The organism is Hymenobacter sp. 102, assembly GCF_049949205.1.
Taxonomy (GTDB): Bacteria; Bacteroidota; Bacteroidia; order Cytophagales; family Hymenobacteraceae; genus Hymenobacter.
Genome location: NZ_CP188172.1, coordinates 515,717 through 534,795 on the forward strand (window position 1 = coordinate 515,717; position 19,079 = coordinate 534,795).

Sequence of the window (19,079 nt, forward strand, 5' to 3'; positions counted from 1 at the left end):
GAGTGATGAATGATGAATTGGTTGTTCAGCAGCTCAGCAGAAGCTTCGTCAACCAATTCATTATTCATCACTCATCATTCATAATTAGACAACCTACCACTTAATCAAAGCAGAGGCCCAGGTGAAGCCGGAGCCAAAGGCGGCCAGGCACACCAGGTCGCCGCGCTTGATGCGGCCTTCCTGCACGGCTTCGCTCAGGGCAATGGGCACCGACGCGGCCGTAGTGTTGCCGTAGCGCTGAATGTTGCTGAAGATCTTGTCGTCCGTGAGGCCCATTTTCTGCTGCACGTACTGGGTGATGCGCAGGTTGGCCTGGTGGGGAATCAGCATGTCGATATCTTTCGACTCGTAGCCGTTCTGGTCGAGGGCTTCCTTGATAACCTGGGGAAAGCGGACCACGGCGTGCTTGAACACGTTTTGCCCGTTCATGTAGGGGTACATGTCCAGCTCATTGGCCACCACGTAGTCCACCCGGTTGTTGCGGTTGGAGCCGGGCTCCTTTACAATTAACTCCTCGGCGTGCTCGCCCTGAGAGTGCAGGTGGGTGCTCAGGATGCCGTGCCCCTCGCGGGTGCTGGGCCGCAGCACAACCGCGCCGGCTCCATCCCCGAAAATAACCGATACGCCCCGGCCGCGGGTGCTGATATCAAGGCCCGAGGAGTGAATCTCGGAGCCGACTACCAGTACGGTATCATACATGCCGGTTTTGATGAACTGATCGGCCATGCTCAGGGCGTACACGAAGCCCGAGCACTGATTGCGCACGTCGAAGGCCGGTATGGGAGCCTGAATGCCCAACTCGCGCTGCAGCAGTACGCCGGAGCCCGGGAAGAAATAATCCGGCGACAAGGTGGCGAAGACAATCAGCTGCACGTCGTCGGGGGTGAGGCCGGCCATTTCCAGGGCTTTGCGGGCGGCGTTGGCGCCCATGTTGGCCGTGGTGTCCTTGCCTTCCTCAAACCAGCGCCGCTCCCGGATGCCGGTGCGCTCCTGGATCCACTCATCGGTGGTATCCATCAGGGTGGTCAGATCGGCATTGGTTACCACGCGCGCAGGCACATAATGGCCAACGCCGGCAATTTCAGAGTGTCGGAGAGAGTTGTTCATCAGCAGGGGAATTTACAGGCAGGGCAGTCACTAGATAAGCGCACCGAAGGTAGAAAAAATCGGCACCTGCACTGTAAACGGGCCGCAAAGGTCGGTAGTTACCGGATAGAATCCATGAGTCGGTGCAATTTTCCTGCTTCCGTACTCCACAGGGCAGTGCGGTCCGGACCGGTCGGGTAAAAAGCAGCCGCCTGAAGCTGAGCTACGAAGGAATCGACGGGAGGGTAGGTGGCGGCCTGAAAGTCGAATGCCAGGCCCGCGCCAGCCGCGTGTACCGGGGCCGTCCACAATGGGTTAGGGGGTACCACGGCGGGCAGGCCGCTGGCTAAGTACTCGAACAGCTTGGTGGGCACGCAGCGGGCCGTGCTGGGGTGCGGGCGGTAGGGCAGCAGCCCCAGGTGGCTACTCCGGATGGCGGCCACTACCTCGGCGTGCGGCACCAGTGCCGGGCCGCCCACCAGCCGCACGGCTCCCGCCGAGGCTGCCACGGCCTGCTCCAACCGTCCCAACAACCCCGGCTGCTGGCAGGCCCCGATGATGGTGAGCCGGGCCCCCGGCCAGGCCGGCCGCAGCCACTGTACAAACCGGATAGCCTCCCAGACCCCATTCAGCTCCGAGATAGTACCCGAGTACAGCAGCTCCAGCGGCTCCGAAACGCCGGGAAGGCGGTGCCGGGCCGCGGGCGGTTGGGTATCGTAAGGCTGATACTTGTTTTCAATGACGATGGGCCGGGCGGCAAACGGCAATTCATCGGCGTAGCTCTGTTCCGCCAAAATCACGCCCGCCGCCCGGGCGGCAGCCAGGGTTTCGAGGCGGCGTACCAGACCCGCCAGCAGGCCGCGGGCCCAGGCCGGGTACACGGCCTGGGTCCGGATGTTCAGGACATAGTTTTCCCGTACATCGTATATGAACTGTCGCCCGGGGCCCAGTGCCTGCCAGAGCACCGTGAGGGGGAGCAGCTCGGGGGCGTGCACGAAGACTACCTGGGGCTGCAGCCGCCGCAGGAGCTGCCAGTAGCGGGCCTGGGCCGCGAGTCGGGCCCGACTCAGCCGGTTGCCCTGGAGCAGCGCATGGGTGTGCACGTTACCGGGCAGGTGAGGCGGCACGGGGGCGTGGCGGCCTGCTACGTGTACGTCCGTTCCGACCCGCCCGGCCAGGGTACGCCCGAACTTGCCCAGCATGCGGGTATCATCCAGGGGCTTGAGTATGGAAGCCAGTAAAATGGTAATGGCAGGCGGCATATTGGGTGCGAAGATGGTACTTTTGCCGCACGAGTTGTCAGTTTCGGGTTGCCAGTTGTCAGGAACCTTCTGATTCGGCGGGTGGCCAACCCTGACTGACCTCTACAACCTGATACTTCATTTTCATGACTGAGCTACAAACTTTCATCGAAGCGGCCTGGAACGACCGGAGCCTGCTGCAACAACCTGCCACCACCGAGGCCATCCAGCACGTAATTGAGGAGCTGGACAAAGGCCGCCTGCGCGTGGCCCAGCCGGGTGCTGAAGGCGCCGAGTGGCAGGTAAACGACTGGGTGAAAAAGGCCGTTATCCTGTACTTTCCCATCCGCCAGATGGAGACTATTGAAGTGGGACCCTTCGAGTTCCGCGACAAGATGCAGCTCAAAACCAACTACGAGCAGCAAGGCGTGCGCGTGGTGCCCCCGGCCGTGGCCCGCTACGGCGCGTATCTGGCCTCCGGCGTTATCATGATGCCCAGCTACGTAAACATCGGCGCGTGGGTAGGCGAGGGCACGATGGTGGACACCTGGGCTACGGTGGGCTCCTGCGCCCAGATTGGGGCTGGCGTGCACCTGAGCGGCGGCGTAGGCATCGGCGGCGTACTGGAACCGGTGCAGGCCGCGCCGGTTATTGTGGAGGATGGCGCTTTTGTGGGCTCCCGCAGCATTCTGGTAGAAGGCTGCTTCGTGGGCAAAGAGGCCGTAATCGGAGCCGGCGTGACCATCACCGGCAGCACCCGCATCATTGATGTAACCGGGGCTGAGCCCAAAGAATACCGCGGCTACGTACCGGCCCGCTCGGTGGTGATTCCGGGCTCGTTGCCCAAGCAGTTCCCGGCCGGTGAGTACCACGTGCCCTGCGCCCTCATCATCGGACAGCGCAAGCCTAGCACCGACCTGAAAACCTCGCTCAACGACGCCCTGCGCGAGCATAACGTGGCCGTGTAAGCTTCTGCTGGTTAGCGCGTGCTCCTGTACCGTCCCCTGTCCGCTCACGCCGAGCCGGGCAGGGGACGTTTGCGTTGCCGGTCTGGGGTTCCATAATACCGGCGGGCAAATCCTGCTATTTTCGTAGGACCACACTGGCAAATCTGCTAACATTGTGGGCAGTGGTACGGGCGCAATTTCTGCCCGCCCACCGGACTATTCTTTCCCTTTTGCTTGATGAGTACCCATAAATCAGTTGTATCGGCCGCGCAGGCCCGCGACGAAGTGCGCGACTACATTGCCCAGGAGCTGGAAATTGCCCCGGAATCCGTTCAAACCCGGGTAGCTTTCAACCGGGAGCTGCCGTGGGTAGATGGCCGCAGCCGGCCGTGCTTTCTGGTAGAATGGGCCGAGCCCAACGGCCGGGACGGCGTAGCCATTGCCGGTCCCTACACCCACAATTTCTTCGAGTTCACCCGCGCCGATGCCTACCAGTTAGGAGCCCAGAACGCGTGGCGGCAGCAGCTGCTGAACCTGTACGCTGGCTGCGAGCTGGTAGCCCATGCCCGCCTCACCCAGCCCCTCACCGATACGCCCGACCCCACGCGCCTGGCCCTGATCAAGCAAAATCTGGAGGAGCGCACCAACTGGCGCATTGCCGTTAACGTGTCGCTGCGGGACTTCCTGCGCCTGGGCACCGATGAGTACTACATCTTCAACGGCAGCTGGGTATGGAACCCGAACTATCGTTACTCGCACCTGAAAGGCTTTGTGCCTTACAGCGAGAAAACCCTGATGGAGCTGCCGAAAGGTGAATTTCTGCCCGTCAAAAACTTCTCGCCCTTCGAGGCCATTCCGCCTTTGGGTGAGGATGGGGCATACCCCGGCGAATTGGTGAGCTTCATTATCGTGAAGAACAACCAGATTCTGGAAACCCGCGCCCTCGACCTCTACGCCCGCACTCTCATGAACCAGGTAGCTATGTTCTACGCCCTGGGCCGGGAGCATGGCCCCTTCCAGATTGATTTGGTAGAGCAGCAGTAAGCAGTCCGTGTACGGTAGCAAAAAGTCCCGCCCCGAATAGCTCGGGGCGGGACTTTTGCGTTTTCGGCGGCTTCCATTACTTCACGGCGGCCGTCTTCAGCTTATCGGCAAATACCTGCCGGACCTTATCCACCTTGGGCTTCACCACAAACTGACAGTAGGGCTGCTGGCCGTTCTGGTTGTAGTAGTTCTGGTGGTAATCCTCGGCGGGGTAGAAGGTGGTGGCGGCCGTAATTTCCGTCACAATCGGGTTCGGGAAGGCGTGGGCGGCGTTCAGCTTCTGCTTGTAGCCTTCGGCCAGGCGGCGCTGCTCCTCGTTGTGGTAGAATACGCCCGAGCGGTACTGCGTGCCCGTATCGGCCCCTTGGCGGTTGAGGGTGGTGGGGTCATGGGTTTTCCAGAACACCTCCAGTAGCTCCTCAAAGCTGATAACGCTGGGGTCGTAGGTAATCTGGGCCACCTCAGCGTGGCCGGTGAGGCCGCTGCATACTTCTTTATAAGTAGGGTTGGCAATGCGCCCGCCCATATAGCCGGATACAACTTTCTCGACGCCCTTGAGGTCCTGAAAAACGGCCTCGACGCACCAGAAGCAGCCGGCTCCAAATGTTGCCTGTTCCATTCGTGTTGGTTTCTTGGTTGAGTGGGAGAGGGCGGTGGGTTGGGCAGCGGCCGTGGTTAGCAGACCCACGCCCAACAGCACCGTCATAATAGCTCGTAGCATACGGGTATAAGGGATTTAAGGCGGAAAAAGTTTGCTACTGCCGAGAATAAACGCAGCCCTGCCACTGCCCCGGCCACCTGGTGAGGCGCTTCCGGGGGCGTTGGCAGGGCTGGCTAATTTTAGTCGGCGTACTGTGCGGCTCCGGGAGTTACTTCTTGAACCGGTCGGCTACTACCAGGTCCTTGGTGCCGTGGCCCCAGCTGTAGAATCCTTCGCCCGATTTCACGCCCAGACGGCCGGCCGTTACCATATTCACCAGCAAGGGGCAGGGGGCGTATTTGGGGTTGCCGAAGCCGTCGTGCAGCACCCGCAGAATCGCCAGGCACACATCCAGCCCGATGAAATCGGCCAGCTGCAGCGGGCCCATCGGGTGAGCCATGCCCAGCTTCATCACCGTATCAATTTCCTCCACGCCGGCCACGCCCTCATACAGGGAGTAAATGGCCTCGTTGATCATGGGCATGAGGATGCGGTTGGCTACGAAGCCGGGGTAGTCGTTTACCTCCGTGGGCGTCTTTTCCAACTGCCGCGAAAGGTCCATGATGCGCTGCGTCACCTCATCGGAAGTGGCGTAGCCCCGGATGATTTCCACCAGCTTCATCACCGGCACCGGGTTCATGAAGTGCATCCCAATCACCTGCGCCGGCCGCTGGGTGACGGCCGCAATTTTGGTGATGGAGATAGACGAGGTGTTGGAGGCCAGAACGGCATCGGCGGGCGCGTGCTTGTCCAATTCCCGGAAGATGTTCAGCTTCAGCTCCACGTTTTCGGTGGCGGCTTCCACTACCAGCCCGGCGTTGCGCACGCCCTCGGCAATGCTGGTGTAAGTGGTCAGGCGGCCCAGGGTAGCGGCCTTGTCGTCGGCCGAGAGGCTGCCTTTAGTTACCTGCCGGTCCAGGTTTTTGCCGATGGTGGCCAGACCTTTGTCCAGGGCCTGCTGGCTGATGTCGATGAGGGAAACGGCGAATCCGTGCTGGGCAAATACGTGGGCAATACCGTTGCCCATGGTGCCCGAGCCAATAACGGCTACGTTCATGCGAAGAAGGAGAAAAGTGGGTGGGAAGTGCAGCCGGCCTGCCGGCTTACCGCCGCAAAGCTAACCCAAAAGGCAACAGTTGTCCAACCAGGCTACTCGTGGGTGGCAACTGAATATACCAGCCAGCTAGCAGAAAGTTTGAATAGGGTAATATGTTGATAATAAGTTATTTGCGCATGATTTTTGAGATATTCAAAAAAAATAATCCATTGCCGCAAACCTTTTGCAGAAAGGCCCGCGTACAAAACCGCAGATTGGCTGACCAGGCTTCTTCACCCAATTTACCCGGTCAGCCACGCTTTTCTCTCCCTTTTTTCCACCAACTCTCTCCTCTTACCATGGGAAATCTACTGTATATCATTGCCGTTGTGCTGATCCTCATCTGGGCTCTGGGCTTCTTCGGTGTGCTCGGTACCGGCATGGCCGGTAACAACCTGATTCACATTCTGCTGGTTATTGCCATTATTGCCATTCTGCTGCGCGTTATCCGCGGCGGCCGGGTAGTATAGCTGCTTCACCGGTACTAGTCCTGCCCAGGCAAGAGCCTGCAGGTCCAAAAACACAGAACGCCCCGCTCAAGCATTTTGAGCGGGGCGTTCTGTGTTTAGGCCGGTTCGGGGGAGGCGGGGCTATTTCAAATCAAACAGAAAGCTGAAGCGGATAACCGGTTGCCCGTAGATGTCGTTGATGCCGTCGTTAAAGTTGTACAGTACCACAATATCGGCGGCGGCCCGGTCGCTGAAGCGGGTGCGGTAGCCGGCTCCGGCCAGGGGCGTAGTCACGTTGAGTTTGCGCTTGAATAACTGGCCGGTGTTCGTATCCTGATACAGGACTTCGGCATTGGTTACTTCATACTCGGCGTGCAAAAAAAACTCCTTGTACACGATAAACTGGGCAAATCCTTTCAGCCCCAGGCTATTGGTTTTAATGCTTTCAGCCCCGCGCAATGAGTAGCTGTTGTAGGCATAAGAAATACCCGGACCGGCCGCAAACCGCTCGGTGAACCGGTAGCCAATAGCGGGCGCAACGCTGGCGCTGAACTGGCTGAAACCATATATGCTGCTGAAACCCAGGCCGAAGTTGCTGTACAGAAAATACTTGCGCAGTGGCGGGGGCGGCGCTGCCACGCCCGGCCGCTCCGGCAGATCCAGGCCCGAGGGCCGGTTGGGGTCATAGGGCATATTGGAGGCCGGAACGTTGGGCTCAGGGGCCGGGGCCGCCGGGGTAGGCTGATACACCGGCTGCTGGGGGCGGGGGGTGGGGGCACTACCGGGCGGGGCCGTGTTCAGCTGGGGCTTTCCCGTGCGGGTGGTATCGGTGGTTTGGGCTGAAACGGTAGGGGCCAGCCCAACCAGGCCGGCCCCACCCATCAGCATCAGGAACAAGAGTCGTTTCATAATGCTAGCAAGAACGTAATTACGATACCAACTGATACATACGCTGGCGTTGTACCTTGATATTTTCATCGGCCAGGTACTCCTCATAGCTCATGCGCCGGTCAATAATACCATCGGGCGTGAGCTCAATGATGCGGTTAGCCACCGACTGAATTACCTGTAGGTCGTGGGAGGCAAACAGCAGCGTTCCGTTAAAATCGCGCAGCGAGTTATCCAGGGCCGTAATGCTTTCCAGGTCCAGGTGGTTGGTCGGGTCGTCGAGCACCAGCACGTTGCCGCCTTCCATCATCATCTTGCTTAGCATGCAGCGCACCTTCTCGCCCCCGCTCAGCACGTTGGATTTCTTCTGCGACTCCTCGCCCGAGAACAGCATCCGGCCCAGGAAGCCCCGGATGAACGATTCGTCCTTTTCGGTGCTATACTGGCGCAGCCAGTCCACCAGGTTCAGGTTGGTATCAAAGAACTCGGTGTTTTCCTTTGGGAAGTAGCTGGGCGTAATGGTAGTGCCCCACTTGAAGTCGCCGGTATCGGCCTTCACCTGCTCAAACAGCACGTCGAACAGGAGAGAAGCGGCCCGGTCGTCGCGGCTGATGATGGCCACTTTATCCTTCTTGTCAAGCGAGAAGGATACGTTACGGAAAATTACCTGCCCGTCCACCGACTTGCTCAGGTTTTCCACCGTGAGCAATTGGTTGCCGGCTTCGCGCTCCGGCTTGAAGGCAATGTAGGGGTACTTGCGCGAGCTGGGCTTGATTTCCTCCAGCGTAAGCTTCTGCAGCAGCTTCTGGCGCGAGGTAGCCTGCTTGGATTTGGAGGCGTTGGCCGAGAAGCGGCGCACAAACTCCTCCAGTTCCTTGCGCTTATCCTCGGTTTTCTTGTTCACCTCCTGGCGCTGGCGCAGTGCCAGCTGGCTGCTTTCGTACCAGAACGAGTAGTTGCCGGGGTACATGGTAATTTTCGAGAAGTCCAGGTCGGCCATGTAGTTACACACCGCGTCAAGGAAGTGACGGTCGTGGCTCACCACAATTACCGTGTTCTGAAACGAGTCGAGGAAGTTTTCCAGCCACAGCACGGTTTCGGCGTCGAGGCCGTTGGTGGGTTCGTCGAGCAGCAGTACGTCGGGGTTGCCGAACAGGGCCTGGGCCAGCAGCACGCGCACCTTGTCGGAGGTACCCAGGTCGGCCATCAGGGTGTGGTGCTTGTCTTCGCCGATGCCCAGGCCCGAGAGCAGCTCGGCGGCTTCATACTCAGCATTCCAGCCTTCCAGGTCCGCAAATTCACCTTCCAGCTCGGCGGCCCGCTCCCCGTCGGCGTCCGAGAAATCGGCCTTGGCATAGAGTGCGTCCTTTTCCTCCATTACCTTCCACAGGCGGGTGTGGCCCATGATGACGGTCTGGAGCACTGGAAAAGCATCGTACTCGAACTGGTTCTGCTTCAGCACCGAGAGGCGGGCTCCCTTAGGCATATCCACCGAGCCGGTGTTGGGCTCAATCTCGCCCGAGAGAATTTTCAGAAACGTGGATTTACCCGCGCCGTTGGCCCCGATGAGGCCGTACACGTTGCCGGGCATAAACTTGATGGTAACGTCTTCAAACAAGATGCGCTTGCCGTAGCGCAGGCTTACGTTGGAGGTGCTGATCATAGAAAAATGGTAGGGAAAACCCGAAAAGGCCGGTAGGCGAACAACTGGCCCCGCAAAAGTACACAAAATGGCCCGGCTAGCCGGAATATCACCGCTTCCAGTCCCGCAAAGCCGAAAAAAAACCGCCGCATACACAACCGTCTCCCCATCAGGATGGTATAGTATAGGCAGCGGCCGATGCAGGGTAACAACAGCCGGCCCCAGGCTGGTAGTTCCGGGGTATCGAAACCAGCTGCAATAGGTTTTACTTCCACCATTCACCTTTCACTCGTTATGGCTACCTCTCACCTCACCCCCGAAGCCAATGGTGTCCGGTACGGGCTGTTCACGGCCGGCGGCATGATTCTCTACTTTCTGACGGCCTCTCTCTTTGGGCTGACCGAGCATATTGAGTTGAGTTTTCTGAATGGGCTGATTTTGGCCATTGGCATCTGTATGGCCATCGTGCACTACAAACACTCCCGCCACGGCCGTATGCCTTATCTGCACGGGTTTGGTACCGGTATCATCACTGCAGTAGTAGCCTCAGTGGCATTCAGCTTCTTCTTTGTGCTGTATGCTGGTGTGCTGAACCGGCACATTATGGATGGTATCCGGGCGCAGGACCTGTTCGGGTTCGATTTGTCAGTGACCATTGCCTTCCTGGCCATCATCCTACAGGGAGCCATGTCAGGCATGATTATCTCGCTGATTGCCATGCAGTACTACAAAAGCCCCGACCACAAGCCGCTTACCGGGCTTAAGTAGCCAGCAATACATACCCGCAATTCTGAAAAAGCCGGCCCAACAGGGCCGGCTTTTTTTAGGCAGCTGGAATAGATGAGTACTATTATACTGTATTATTGTAATATATATTTTAACATTTTCTATTAACGTGCCTTGTTAATATGGTTTGTTTGTTATTTATTTGTATTAAATAGATGAAGAGAGATTGGAATTTTCTCGGCAGAAATATGGTTTCTCTGCACAAACCTGTTCTTTCTTAGTACCTGCCTGCTTTCCCTACTGTATGAAAGCTCTTATTGTAGCCCTTTTATTACTTGGTTTCTGCTCTGTGGCACATGCCCAGCGGCAAGACCGGTTTGCTGAACGCCCCGGCGATGCAGAGCCTTTTGCTGCCCAGGTGGAGCAGCTGACCCATACCATGAGCCAACAGCTCCGGCTGAATGAGGCGCAGATAATTCAGATGCGCGCCGTCAACAAAATCAAGATTAGCCGGGCCGAAGAGATTCAGTGGCAGTACCAGCACAACACTGCGGAACGGAACGCGCGCTTAGCCGAGCTGGAAACTCAGTATGAAATTGAATGCAGCCGGATTCTGACGCCTTCCCAGTTGAGCATGTATCACGATGATAAACAACGGGACTCCATTGCTGTGCCGGTGAACTCCACCGACGGGGGGCTGGGCTAGCGCGCCAGTACCTGCCAAACGACAATGCGGCTATCCTTCATTGAGAGGGGTAGCCGCGTTGTCGTTTGGCAGGTACCGGCGCGCTAGCTCAAAACAGGCGCTGGTATACCAGTGCAGGCAAATAACGTGTCCGGGGGGAAGTATTATAGGAAATTATATATAAGAATAATCCATTTTACTATTGTAGCACTGGAATGATAAGTTCAGTGACGGTACCAGTGGCTCCGCTACGAATCAGGAGCCGGTTGCGGGAGGAGCGGGGATGGCCCGGGAGGCAATGCGGGCCGGGAGTTACATAGTAGATGTACACCTTGTCGCTCTGTTCACCCAACTCTTCCTCATCAGGGTGACCGAGCAGCGCCGTTACTTCGTTGATTCTGGCTCCGTACAGGTCGTCGCGGTGCTTTTCCAGCACTGGCAACAACGGGCGCCGGGCGTTCTGACAGCCGTATGGGTCAGAGCGCCAGGCGGTAGCATTGAACTCGGGAAACTCGGGCAGGGCATGGCCGCAACCGAAAAAAAGAAAGCCTGCTCCTAGTAGAAAAATGAGCGACTGACGGGCGTAGGAAACGATCTGCACAGGTAGGTGGTTGAGCCGGGCAAGTATATGTAAAGCAAAAGTACTATTTTTGGCCAGCCCTTCGCAGAGCCGTTGCTCAGGGTAGTTTACTTTTACTTGTGCTGCTTAGTTTAGCTGATGACGAATTTCCCGACGGTTGCGGCCGGATTCCTGTTCGTATGTTTTTCGTGGTTGAGTGAAGTTCGCGGCGCGCAGGCCGCTACCAAAGTGGCTTTGACGGGAAGTGGTACCAAGGCAATTGTTACTGTGCCAGTCGTTCTGAGCATGGCCGAGCGAGCGTACTACACCGCCGCTTTCGAGCAGTACGTTACCGCCACCTATGCCCAGGCCCACCTAGTACAAGCTGGGCTGCCCCTTGAAACTTTCCGCAAAGCGCTGATCGGGTATTACAGCCTGCAGCAGCGGGGCGTAATCAGCCAGAACAGTCGCACGCTCACCATTATTGATTTTCAGCGTTCCAGCACGCAGGAGCGGTTCTGGGTGGTGGATCTGGCTGCGGGACGGCTGGCATATCAGACGCTGGTGGCCCACGGCAAGAATACTGGTGAGGAATACGCCCGCACGTTTTCCAACCGGGAGGGCTCAGAAATGAGCAGCCTGGGGTTCTACGTAACCGGCAACACCTACCAGGGTAAGCACGGCCTCTCACTGCGGTTGCAGGGCGTAGATGCTGGTTACAATACCAACGCGCTGAGCCGGGCGGTAGTAATACACGGAGCCGACTACGTAAGCCAGGAGTTTATCCGGGCGCACGGACGGCTGGGCCGCAGCCAGGGCTGCCCCGCGTTACCGGTCACGCAAACGCCGGCTATCGTTCGTCGCATCAAAGGTGGAACGGTGGTATTTGCCAGCGCGCCGGTACGTACGGCCTACCAGTCGGAGCTGCTGGCACTGGACCCGGCGTTGCTGGCCTTTGCGCAGAGCAAAGGCATCCGGCTGCCGGCCAGCTGATAAGGGTTTCGCATTCAAATAAGCCACAACGGCCCTGCCGCCAGGATGTATTTCCTGGCGGCAGGGCCGTTGTACTTTCAGAAGAGCAAGCAGGGGCGGCTACGCCCGGTCGCTGGTGGTGCGTACCAAGTTGATGCCCGCAAAGAAGAAAATCAGACCCACCACGAAGGGAACCCAGGAGTTCATCTTGCCAACGCCCAGGCCCCCGATGCCGAGAAAGGCCATAGCGCCCATGATGATACCCACGATGCCCAGGATGGTGAGGATGCTGCCGAAAGTGCGTTTCTGATTCATAGGGAGGGAAAATTGCGGTAGGGGAGAGAAGCGGCCGAAAGTCCGGCCGCCGGAACAGGGCCTGATACGTGAGTGGGCTGGTCTTGGGTTTCGGGAGCTGGAAACCCTACGCTAGCGGCCGCGTTACAGGGCCTATAGGGCAGATGTGCCCGCTCCCCTCTCTTTCCAAAACCACTAGCTCAACGACAGCATGCGAGGTAACTTACGGTATATCATTGCCTTGGTCATGGCCGCCTTTGCGTTCATACCTTACTACTGCAATACCCAGAAAAACGAGGTAACCGGCGAAGTGCAGCACGTAGATATGTCGGCCCAGCAGGAAATTGCCCTGGGCTTGCAGGCGGCTCCCGAAATGGCCCAACAATACGGCGGCATTCACCCCGACAAGCAAGCCGGGGCGGCCGTGGAGCGTATTGGCCAGCAGATAGTGAGCACCACTAAGGCCGGCCAGTCGCCCTACAAATTTCAGTTCCATTTACTCGCCGATGAAAATACCATTAACGCCTTTGCCCTGCCCGGCGGACAGGTGTTTATCACGGCCGGCTTGCTGAAAAACCTGAAAACCGAAGGCCAGGTAGCCGGGGTATTGGCTCACGAAATCGGCCACGTGGTGGGCCGGCACTCGGCCGAGCAGATTGCCAAGTCGCGCCTGACGAGCGGGTTGACCGGGGCCGCTGCCATTGGCCTCTACGACCCGGAACGCCCCGGTACGGCGGCCAGTGCCGCCGCCGCCGCTATGGTGGGTAAACTGCTTACCCTGCGCTACGGCCGCGAAGATGAGCTGGAAGCTGATCGGTTGGCCGTTGACTTTACGCCGGCCGCCGGCTACGACCCCCGGGCCATGATTCAGGTGATGCAGGTGCTGGAGGGCGCCAACCGGGGCAGCAGCCCGCCCGAATTTCTGAGCACCCACCCAAACCCCGGCAACCGAATTCAGGAGCTAGAGCGTGATATTGCCGCTGACTACCCCCAGGGCCTGCCGGCCAATTTGAAGCCTTAAGCCGTGTACGTGCGGAAACAGTATGTTTGGGAAGATGGGGGATTCCTGTCTTCCCACTTTTTTGCTATTCAGTATGCCTGCCCAATTCCATAACCTGCTGTTCGTACTGAACCCAATTTCCGGTGACGTAGATAAATCGGCACTGGAGGCCACCATTGCTGCTTACTGCGCGGAGCGGGGCCGTCAGGCCTGGTTTTTTCACACCACCGGGCACGATGACCAGACGCACCTGAGGTATTACCTGGAAAACCACGCCGTGGATGCCGTATTCGCGGCCGGGGGCGACGGTACGGTTAGCCTGGTGGCCGAGGTATTGTGCGGGGGCACCCGGCCGCTGGGGATTATTCCGTTAGGCTCGGGCAATGGTTTATCCAAAGACTTGGGCGTACCCCAGAGCGTGGAGGAAGCTTTGCGCCTCACCTGGGACTACGAAGTGCGGGTGTTGGACACCCTGCGGGTGGGTGGCAGATTCGCCGCTCACCTCGCCGATTTAGGCTTCAACGCCCTGATTGTGGAACGGTTTGACCAGGGGGCGGCGCGCGGGCCCGGGGCCTACGTGCGCATTGCCACTCAGGAATACGCCGCTTACCAGCCCGCCACCTACCGTATTGAAACTGACCAGGAAACGTGGGAGGGTCCGGCATTTATGCTCACCATTGCCAACGCCAATACCTTTGGCAGCAATGTTGTCATCAACCCCAATGGGCAGTTGGATGACGGGCAGTTCGAAATCTGTCTGATTGCGCCATTTCCCAATACGGCCGCGCCGGGGCTGCTTTATCGCCTTTACGCCAGTGAGTTCGATGACTCAGACTATACCCGGCGCCTGTGCTGCCGACACGCCCGTATTTCCGTGCCTGGAACCACCGAGGTGCTTGTGCAGATTGATGGGGAGCCGTGCCGCTTGCCTACCCCGGTGGAAGTAGTTATCCGGCCCGGTAGCCTGCGGGTGCTGGTGCCGGCTACCGGTTCCTGAACTGAGCCAGAAGGCGGGGCAGAGCTACCACGGGCGGAGCTGGCACCGGGGTCGGGTACAGCCGTAGTCGGAATACTTCGGAGGCAGCACCTGGCTCCAGCACCCGCAGCCAGGTCTGGTCGGGGTAAAAATCGAGGCTGAAAAAGCCGGTGTGCTCGTGCACGAAAGCCGCTCGTCCGCCCTTCTGCACGAAAGCCGTTTTGCTGCCCGCCCCGCTTACGAGGTAGTGCCCGCCGTGCCGCTGAAAATACTGCAGGTTATGGTCGTGGCCAGCGGCGTATATCACGTTGGGAAAATCGTGCAGCACCCGCAGCAGGCGGCGGCGCAGGCGGCGGTAGCGGGGATGAGCCATATCCTCGGCCGCCCCCACCAGCTTGCGGTAGAGGGGCAGCAAAGAGCCGATGACGGGCAAGGGCACGTAGGCCTGCTTGTGCACTGTAGTGAGCGGAAATACGTGCTGCTTGGCGGTGAATTTGCCCCCGTGCAGGGCGTTGGAATAGAGCGGATGATGTCCGGCTACCAGCACACGCTGGTGCCGGTTGGCCTCCAGTAGCTGCCGCAGCTGGCGGAACGGGGCTTTACTGTCGGCGGCGGGCTTTGGGCCCCGCTGTACCCACCACTGCGTGTTGAGCACTACCAGCAGCACATCGTCGGCCAATTGCAGCGTAACGGGTCCGGGAGTGCCGTTGACCGGCAAATAGTGCGCCGTGGGCAGGTGCTGCCGCACAAAAGCTTCCTGGCGCTGCAGGTAGGCCCAGCCATCGGGGCGGCCTTTGTTCCAGTCGTGGTTGCCACTGAGCAGGACTACACGCCCCGGAAACTGCCGCAGGGCCGAAAGCAAAGCCATAAACCGGGCCTCCGCCTGCGCCCGCCTGGGGTGCTCGGGGGCGGGTAGCCCAACCGGATAAATATTATCGCCGAGAATGATGATGGTACCGGCCCGACCGGTTTGCTGCTGCCAGTCGCCCAGCAAGTCCAGAATCGGGTCGGGGCCGGTGGCGGCCACCGCGCCGGGGTCGCCGAGCAGGGCCACGCGGTGCCGGGGCGCTTGCGCTGGCAGAAGCTGGCTGGCCCAGTTGTTGTGAGTGGGGGCCACGTAGGGCCGCCGCCGGTACTGCCGTTCCTGCCGGTACCGGAATACCAGCCAGAGCAGTAGGGCGCTTATTGCGGCGAGGGTGCAGAATAGAAGTAATGTAGCCGACACGAACGAACGGAATAGAGTACAGCTTCTGTACGCAAACAAGCGGCTATTTGCTGCCTGGCTGCTAAAATGCCGGCGGGGTCAGGTTTTTGAAGTGCCCGTTTAGTCGTACCCGTTCCTTTAGCCGCTCCGTTTCCTGCAGCACTGGCAGTACCGCTTCCAGGTGCTGCAAAATGAGCTGCTGCCGCTCTACCTCCGTTTCCATTTCCAGCAGCTGGTATTCTTGCTCTGTGCTCATGCCCAGGTGATGGGCCACGTCGTACGCCCGGAAATTTTCAGGCAGCTCCAGCAGCAGGCGCTGCAGCCCCAGAATGGCGTAGAGCTGCTCAATCAGCTGGCGGGTCCGGTGGTACAGGGCCACGTCGGCGGCAGTATCATCGGGCAGGGGCTCCACAGTAGCTCCGGCATAGAGCTTGCCCGGCAGCTCATGAAAAAATTCCCGCACCCGGAACAGCCCCACCGCTTTGGTGCGAATGTCCGACTCGCCAGTGCTATAGGCTTTTTCAATGCCAACCAGCCGCATTTCCGTACCAATGGTGCTCACTCCCCCGTTGATGTAGGGCGGGATGCCAAACGTAATGCCTTCCTGCACGCAGTCCTGCACCAGTTGACGGTAGCGGGGCTCAAAGATGTGCAGGTTCAGCTTTTCGCCGGGAAATACAACAAGGTTCAGCGGAAACAGGGCCAGTTGGCGCATAGCGGGTGGGCTGGTTAGGGCAGATGCGGGGGAGAAATAGGTCGAAACATCAATATGAACAAATAATTGAGACTCTTGGTCGAGGCTGGCAAGGCAAAATCTGGTAGGCAAGCAAAAACATCTGAGGTCAAGCCGCATCTGCGAGGCAGAAGCCGTTATTTTTGCGCTGGGCTTACCAGAGAAGGCTCATGGATTGCAACCCTCTTTTGCGTGACGGATTACAGAGTATGGGCCCGCCGGACGGGCCGGATAGCCGTGCAGGTGCTGGCTGCATTGTTCCTGACTTCGGTGGCCTGGGTGCTGCTATACCGGTGGGTGAGTCCGCCCGCCACCTGGCTGATGCTGGACCGCTGTGCCCACGCCCCCGTGGGTAAGGGCTACTACGGCATCCGCGAGGAGGACCGCCGCATCCGCTACAGCTTCCGCACCCTCGATGAGGTATCACCGCAGCTCCCGCTGGCGCTGGTAGCCGCCGAAGACCAGCGCTTTTTACTGCACCACGGCTTTGATGGGGACGCCCTGCTGAAGGCGGCCAAGTCCAACATGAGCGGCAAGAAGCAGCTGCGCGGCGGCAGCACCATCTCGCAGCAGGTGGCCAAAAACGTGTTTCTGTGGCAGGGCCGCAGCTACGTGCGCAAAGCGGCGGAAGCGTATTTTACCCTGCTCATTGAACTGCTCTGGAACAAGCGCCGCATCATGGAAATGTACCTGAACGTGGCCGAAATGGGCGACTGTATCTTCGGGGCCGAGGCGGCCTCTCAGCAGTATTTTCATAAGTCGGCCAGTAAGCTAAGTCCGCAGGAGGCGGCGTTGCTGGCGGGCGTGCTGCCCAACCCGCTGCGCTTCCGGGCCAGCAACCCCGGCCCCCAGGCCCGGGCCAAGCAGCGCCGGGTGCTGCGCCGGATGCGGCAGCTGCGGGGCTCCGTGTACGTGCGCGAGCTGACGGAGAATTAGCCAAGAACCTATTGCCTTACCGTAAAAAGGTCCGTTTCGGCCGTGTGCCGAGAACCGACCTTTTACGTTATTGCAGGCTCCACGAGTGGTTTTCTTGCTTTACGACGATGAAATACGTTTTTCTCAGTGCGGCTTTGGTACTAGCGGCGGCCTGCACCACCGCCCGCCAGCCCACGGCCGCCGATTCGGCCGCTTCCCGCCAGGCTATCCTGCAAGTGCTCAGCACCCAAACCGCCGCCTGGAACCGGGGCGACGTGGCGGGCTTCATGCGGGGCTACTGGCAGAACGATTCGTTGGTATTCATCGGGAAAAGCGGGCTGACCTACGGCTGGCAGCGCACCCTGGACAACTACCGCCGTAGCTACCCCACGCCCGCCGCCATGGGCCAGCTCGATTTTTCCAACCTGCGCATCCAGTCTCTCAGCCCTGATGCGGCCCAGGTAATTGGCCGCTGGCACCTGGCCCGCCCTGCCGCCGGCGACTTGCAGGGCCATTTTCTGCTGGTCATGCGCCGCATCAACGGGAAATGGGTGGTAGTAGCGGATCATTCGAGCTAGGAGTAATTGAGTGGCGGAGTAAGGGAGTAATTGTTCTGGCGAGGCCGTTCGGGCCGTTAGCACAATTACTCCCTTACTCCGCCACTCAGTTACTCCACTACTGCATCACCGGCTGGCCGCTGCCTTCTCCATCCATGCCATCCTCTTCGGAGGCTGATTCATCCTTGCGCTTTTCCTGTTCCACGGCGGGTATGGCTTCGTGGAAAACGAGGCCCGTGCGGGCGGCGTGCTCGGCGGCCTGCACGGTGTCCTTCACCAGCAGCATCTCCACCTTATCATCCACCAACTCAGCGGATACCTTTTGTACCATGGCGGAGCGTTCCGGCAGGTTCACGTCGCGGATGTAGATGGCCAGCACCCGGCCGGGGTGGCGGCGCACTACCTCCGAGTAAATGTTGGCATCTTCCTGGCCCGAGTCGCCGATGAGCACGAAGGGCAGCTTGGGGTAGGTGAGCAGCAGGTTGTCGATTTCCTTGAGCTTGTGGCCGTGGTGTTCGGAGGCCGCGCCGGCCTGCTTGCGCTTCAGGGCCATGTCGCGCAGTAGCAGGGGGCCGGGCGGAATGTCGTTGAGGTGCAGAAAGTCCTCCAGCAAATCATACAGGTTCCAGGGCGAGCTGCTGACATAGAAGAACGGATTGTTGCGCTTGCCATTGCGGCCCAGCTGCAGCTGCCGGTAAAACTCGGCTACGCCCTTGAAGGGCAGGCGGGAGCGGGCGTTGCGCAGCAGCACCGTGCGGGCCATGCGCAGCAAATCCGTAGCCGAGGTCTGGATAACGGTATCATCAAGGTCAGAGATGATACCGTACTCCGCATCAACCGGCGGGATGAGCACCATGGAGCGGGTACTCAGCCGGGGCGGCGTGGGGAAGGGGGCGGGGGCCTGCCGCAGCAGCACCTCCACAGGGTACCAGAGGTAATCCACCGGCTCGGGCAGCTGCTGCGGCGCCAGGTTCAGCGTATAGTACCCTTCCTCATCCGACACCACCGTGTGGTCGGAGCCATCGGCGGGCAGCACGCTCAGCTGCGCCCCGCTGATTTCGTTGCTGTCGAAACGGCGGTACATATTCAGCAGGTTGTGCCAGCGCGAATCCGAAGGGTCCGGCTCACTGATGCCCTTGTCAGTGAGGAGTCGGCCCTTCACGTACAGGCGCTCGGGCGTACCGTAGCTGCGGTAGGCAACCAGCTGCAGCGGGTCCAGCAGCCCCAGCCGGGCGCGGGTGCGCGTGAGGGCCTCGTCGGCGCGTTCCGCCCAGTCGTTTAGTTTATCGAATAATGGTGCCATCAAAAGAGAAAGGGTGATTTGCTGAGTCTGTACCTACGTATAACCCACCGCCGAGTGTTGTC

The 19,079-nt window shown here is 59.4% G+C and carries 21 protein-coding genes; 10 read left to right on the forward strand and 11 right to left on the reverse strand.

What is annotated here, in order from left to right; translation table 11 throughout:
* Positions 1-93 precede the first annotated feature (93 nt).
* On the reverse strand, positions 94-1,107 hold the full coding sequence (locus tag ACN19L_RS02245; RefSeq protein WP_426491928.1) for a 3-oxoacyl-ACP synthase III family protein: 1,014 nt from the start codon (positions 1,105-1,107) through the stop codon (positions 94-96).
* A 98-nt stretch (positions 1,108-1,205) separates the two neighbouring features.
* Positions 1,206-2,348: a glycosyltransferase gene (locus ACN19L_RS02250; protein WP_426491929.1), complete on the reverse strand. Its 1,143-nt coding sequence runs from the start codon at positions 2,346-2,348 to the stop codon at positions 1,206-1,208.
* Between the two features lie 125 nt (positions 2,349-2,473).
* On the opposite strand from ACN19L_RS02250, the gene ACN19L_RS02255 reads away from it, so the two are divergent.
* Together ACN19L_RS02255 and ACN19L_RS02260 are read left to right on the forward strand one after the other, a co-directional pair.
* On the forward strand, positions 2,474-3,295 hold the full coding sequence (locus ACN19L_RS02255) for a 2,3,4,5-tetrahydropyridine-2,6-dicarboxylate N-succinyltransferase (protein ID WP_426491930.1): 822 nt from the start codon (positions 2,474-2,476) through the stop codon (positions 3,293-3,295).
* A gap of 216 nt (positions 3,296-3,511) precedes the next feature.
* A complete protein-coding gene (locus tag ACN19L_RS02260; RefSeq protein ID WP_426491931.1) occupies positions 3,512-4,318 on the forward strand; it encodes a hypothetical protein in 807 nt (268 codons plus the stop codon).
* A gap of 76 nt (positions 4,319-4,394) precedes the next feature.
* Here the strand turns inward: ACN19L_RS02260 and msrA are convergent, their stop codons facing one another.
* Both msrA and ACN19L_RS02270 read right to left on the reverse strand, forming a co-directional pair.
* A complete protein-coding gene (msrA, locus tag ACN19L_RS02265) occupies positions 4,395-4,937 on the reverse strand; it encodes a peptide-methionine (S)-S-oxide reductase MsrA (protein ID WP_426493560.1) in 543 nt (180 codons plus the stop codon).
* A gap of 250 nt (positions 4,938-5,187) precedes the next feature.
* The gene (locus ACN19L_RS02270) at positions 5,188-6,075 is read right to left on the reverse strand and encodes a 3-hydroxyacyl-CoA dehydrogenase family protein (protein WP_426491932.1); all 888 of its coding nucleotides are present in this window, start codon (positions 6,073-6,075) and stop codon (positions 5,188-5,190) included.
* A gap of 338 nt (positions 6,076-6,413) precedes the next feature.
* Here ACN19L_RS02270 and ACN19L_RS02275 point away from each other — a divergent pair, with 338 nt between their 5' ends.
* Positions 6,414-6,584: a lmo0937 family membrane protein gene (locus tag ACN19L_RS02275; RefSeq protein ID WP_426491933.1), complete on the forward strand. Its 171-nt coding sequence runs from the start codon at positions 6,414-6,416 to the stop codon at positions 6,582-6,584.
* 120 nt (positions 6,585-6,704) lie between these two features.
* Here ACN19L_RS02275 and ACN19L_RS02280 read toward each other — a convergent pair whose 3' ends face one another.
* Together ACN19L_RS02280 and ACN19L_RS02285 are read right to left on the reverse strand one after the other, a co-directional pair.
* The gene (locus ACN19L_RS02280; protein ID WP_426491934.1) at positions 6,705-7,472 is read right to left on the reverse strand and encodes a hypothetical protein; all 768 of its coding nucleotides are present in this window, start codon (positions 7,470-7,472) and stop codon (positions 6,705-6,707) included.
* A 19-nt stretch (positions 7,473-7,491) separates the two neighbouring features.
* Positions 7,492-9,114, reverse strand: a complete 1,623-nt coding sequence (locus ACN19L_RS02285) for an ABC-F family ATP-binding cassette domain-containing protein (protein ID WP_426491935.1) — start codon at positions 9,112-9,114, stop codon at positions 7,492-7,494.
* A gap of 273 nt (positions 9,115-9,387) precedes the next feature.
* Between ACN19L_RS02285 and ACN19L_RS02290 the strand changes: the two genes are divergently transcribed.
* Both ACN19L_RS02290 and ACN19L_RS02295 read left to right on the forward strand, forming a co-directional pair.
* Positions 9,388-9,861: a DUF4199 domain-containing protein gene (locus tag ACN19L_RS02290; protein WP_426491936.1), complete on the forward strand. Its 474-nt coding sequence runs from the start codon at positions 9,388-9,390 to the stop codon at positions 9,859-9,861.
* A 307-nt stretch (positions 9,862-10,168) separates the two neighbouring features.
* Positions 10,169-10,525 carry a hypothetical protein gene (locus tag ACN19L_RS02295; protein ID WP_426491937.1) on the forward strand — a complete coding sequence of 119 codons (357 nt, stop codon included), beginning with the start codon at positions 10,169-10,171 and terminating at the stop codon, positions 10,523-10,525.
* Positions 10,526-10,703: 178 nt separating this feature from the next.
* On the opposite strand, the gene ACN19L_RS02300 is transcribed toward ACN19L_RS02295, so the two are convergent.
* Entirely contained in the window at positions 10,704-11,105 is a 402-nt protein-coding gene (locus tag ACN19L_RS02300; RefSeq protein WP_426491938.1) for a hypothetical protein, read from the reverse strand.
* 246 nt (positions 11,106-11,351) lie between these two features.
* Between ACN19L_RS02300 and ACN19L_RS02305 the strand changes: the two genes are divergently transcribed.
* A complete protein-coding gene (locus ACN19L_RS02305) occupies positions 11,352-12,056 on the forward strand; it encodes a murein L,D-transpeptidase catalytic domain family protein (RefSeq protein ID WP_426491939.1) in 705 nt (234 codons plus the stop codon).
* Positions 12,057-12,155: 99 nt separating this feature from the next.
* On the opposite strand, the gene ACN19L_RS02310 is transcribed toward ACN19L_RS02305, so the two are convergent.
* A complete protein-coding gene (locus tag ACN19L_RS02310; protein WP_426491940.1) occupies positions 12,156-12,350 on the reverse strand; it encodes a hypothetical protein in 195 nt (64 codons plus the stop codon).
* A 226-nt stretch (positions 12,351-12,576) separates the two neighbouring features.
* On the opposite strand from ACN19L_RS02310, the gene ACN19L_RS02315 reads away from it, so the two are divergent.
* On the forward strand, positions 12,577-13,350 hold the full coding sequence (locus ACN19L_RS02315) for a M48 family metalloprotease (RefSeq protein ID WP_426491941.1): 774 nt from the start codon (positions 12,577-12,579) through the stop codon (positions 13,348-13,350).
* A 73-nt stretch (positions 13,351-13,423) separates the two neighbouring features.
* Entirely contained in the window at positions 13,424-14,326 is a 903-nt protein-coding gene (locus ACN19L_RS02320; RefSeq protein ID WP_426491942.1) for a diacylglycerol/lipid kinase family protein, read from the forward strand.
* On the opposite strand, the gene ACN19L_RS02325 is transcribed toward ACN19L_RS02320, so the two are convergent.
* Positions 14,313-15,530: a metallophosphoesterase gene (locus tag ACN19L_RS02325; RefSeq protein WP_426491943.1), complete on the reverse strand. Its 1,218-nt coding sequence runs from the start codon at positions 15,528-15,530 to the stop codon at positions 14,313-14,315. The two genes, ACN19L_RS02320 and ACN19L_RS02325, sit on opposite strands and share 14 nt — an antisense overlap.
* A gap of 61 nt (positions 15,531-15,591) precedes the next feature.
* The gene (locus ACN19L_RS02330) at positions 15,592-16,224 is read right to left on the reverse strand and encodes an LON peptidase substrate-binding domain-containing protein (RefSeq protein ID WP_426491944.1); all 633 of its coding nucleotides are present in this window, start codon (positions 16,222-16,224) and stop codon (positions 15,592-15,594) included.
* Positions 16,225-16,434: 210 nt separating this feature from the next.
* Between ACN19L_RS02330 and mtgA the strand changes: the two genes are divergently transcribed.
* Together mtgA and ACN19L_RS02340 are read left to right on the forward strand one after the other, a co-directional pair.
* Positions 16,435-17,178, forward strand: coding sequence for a monofunctional biosynthetic peptidoglycan transglycosylase (gene mtgA / locus ACN19L_RS02335; RefSeq protein WP_426491945.1), 744 nt, complete (start codon positions 16,435-16,437; stop codon positions 17,176-17,178).
* A gap of 107 nt (positions 17,179-17,285) precedes the next feature.
* Complete coding sequence (locus ACN19L_RS02340) at positions 17,286-17,735, forward strand: YybH family protein (protein WP_426491946.1); 450 nt, start codon at positions 17,286-17,288, stop codon at positions 17,733-17,735.
* A 97-nt stretch (positions 17,736-17,832) separates the two neighbouring features.
* Here the strand turns inward: ACN19L_RS02340 and ACN19L_RS02345 are convergent, their stop codons facing one another.
* Entirely contained in the window at positions 17,833-19,017 is a 1,185-nt protein-coding gene (locus tag ACN19L_RS02345; protein WP_426491947.1) for an App1 family protein, read from the reverse strand.
* Between the last annotated feature and the right edge of the window lie 62 nt (positions 19,018-19,079).

Coding starts and splice junctions, on each gene's coding strand:
- ACN19L_RS02290 (WP_426491936.1), top strand. CDS start 9,388: ATGGCTACCTCTCACCTCACCCCCGAAGCCAATGGTGTCCGGTACGGG.
- msrA (WP_426493560.1), bottom strand. CDS start 4,937: ATGGAACAGGCAACATTTGGAGCCGGCTGCTTCTGGTGCGTCGAGGCC.
- ACN19L_RS02320 (WP_426491942.1), top strand. CDS start 13,424: ATGCCTGCCCAATTCCATAACCTGCTGTTCGTACTGAACCCAATTTCC.
- ACN19L_RS02345 (WP_426491947.1), bottom strand. CDS start 19,017: ATGGCACCATTATTCGATAAACTAAACGACTGGGCGGAACGCGCCGAC.
- ACN19L_RS02310 (WP_426491940.1), bottom strand. CDS start 12,350: ATGAATCAGAAACGCACTTTCGGCAGCATCCTCACCATCCTGGGCATC.
- ACN19L_RS02330 (WP_426491944.1), bottom strand. CDS start 16,224: ATGCGCCAACTGGCCCTGTTTCCGCTGAACCTTGTTGTATTTCCCGGC.
- ACN19L_RS02270 (WP_426491932.1), bottom strand. CDS start 6,075: ATGAACGTAGCCGTTATTGGCTCGGGCACCATGGGCAACGGTATTGCC.
- ACN19L_RS02245 (WP_426491928.1), bottom strand. CDS start 1,107: ATGAACAACTCTCTCCGACACTCTGAAATTGCCGGCGTTGGCCATTAT.
- ACN19L_RS02315 (WP_426491941.1), top strand. CDS start 12,577: ATGGCCGCCTTTGCGTTCATACCTTACTACTGCAATACCCAGAAAAAC.
- ACN19L_RS02340 (WP_426491946.1), top strand. CDS start 17,286: ATGAAATACGTTTTTCTCAGTGCGGCTTTGGTACTAGCGGCGGCCTGC.
- ACN19L_RS02250 (WP_426491929.1), bottom strand. CDS start 2,348: ATGCCGCCTGCCATTACCATTTTACTGGCTTCCATACTCAAGCCCCTG.
- ACN19L_RS02255 (WP_426491930.1), top strand. CDS start 2,474: ATGACTGAGCTACAAACTTTCATCGAAGCGGCCTGGAACGACCGGAGC.
- ACN19L_RS02275 (WP_426491933.1), top strand. CDS start 6,414: ATGGGAAATCTACTGTATATCATTGCCGTTGTGCTGATCCTCATCTGG.
- ACN19L_RS02260 (WP_426491931.1), top strand. CDS start 3,512: ATGAGTACCCATAAATCAGTTGTATCGGCCGCGCAGGCCCGCGACGAA.
- ACN19L_RS02285 (WP_426491935.1), bottom strand. CDS start 9,114: ATGATCAGCACCTCCAACGTAAGCCTGCGCTACGGCAAGCGCATCTTG.
- ACN19L_RS02280 (WP_426491934.1), bottom strand. CDS start 7,472: ATGAAACGACTCTTGTTCCTGATGCTGATGGGTGGGGCCGGCCTGGTT.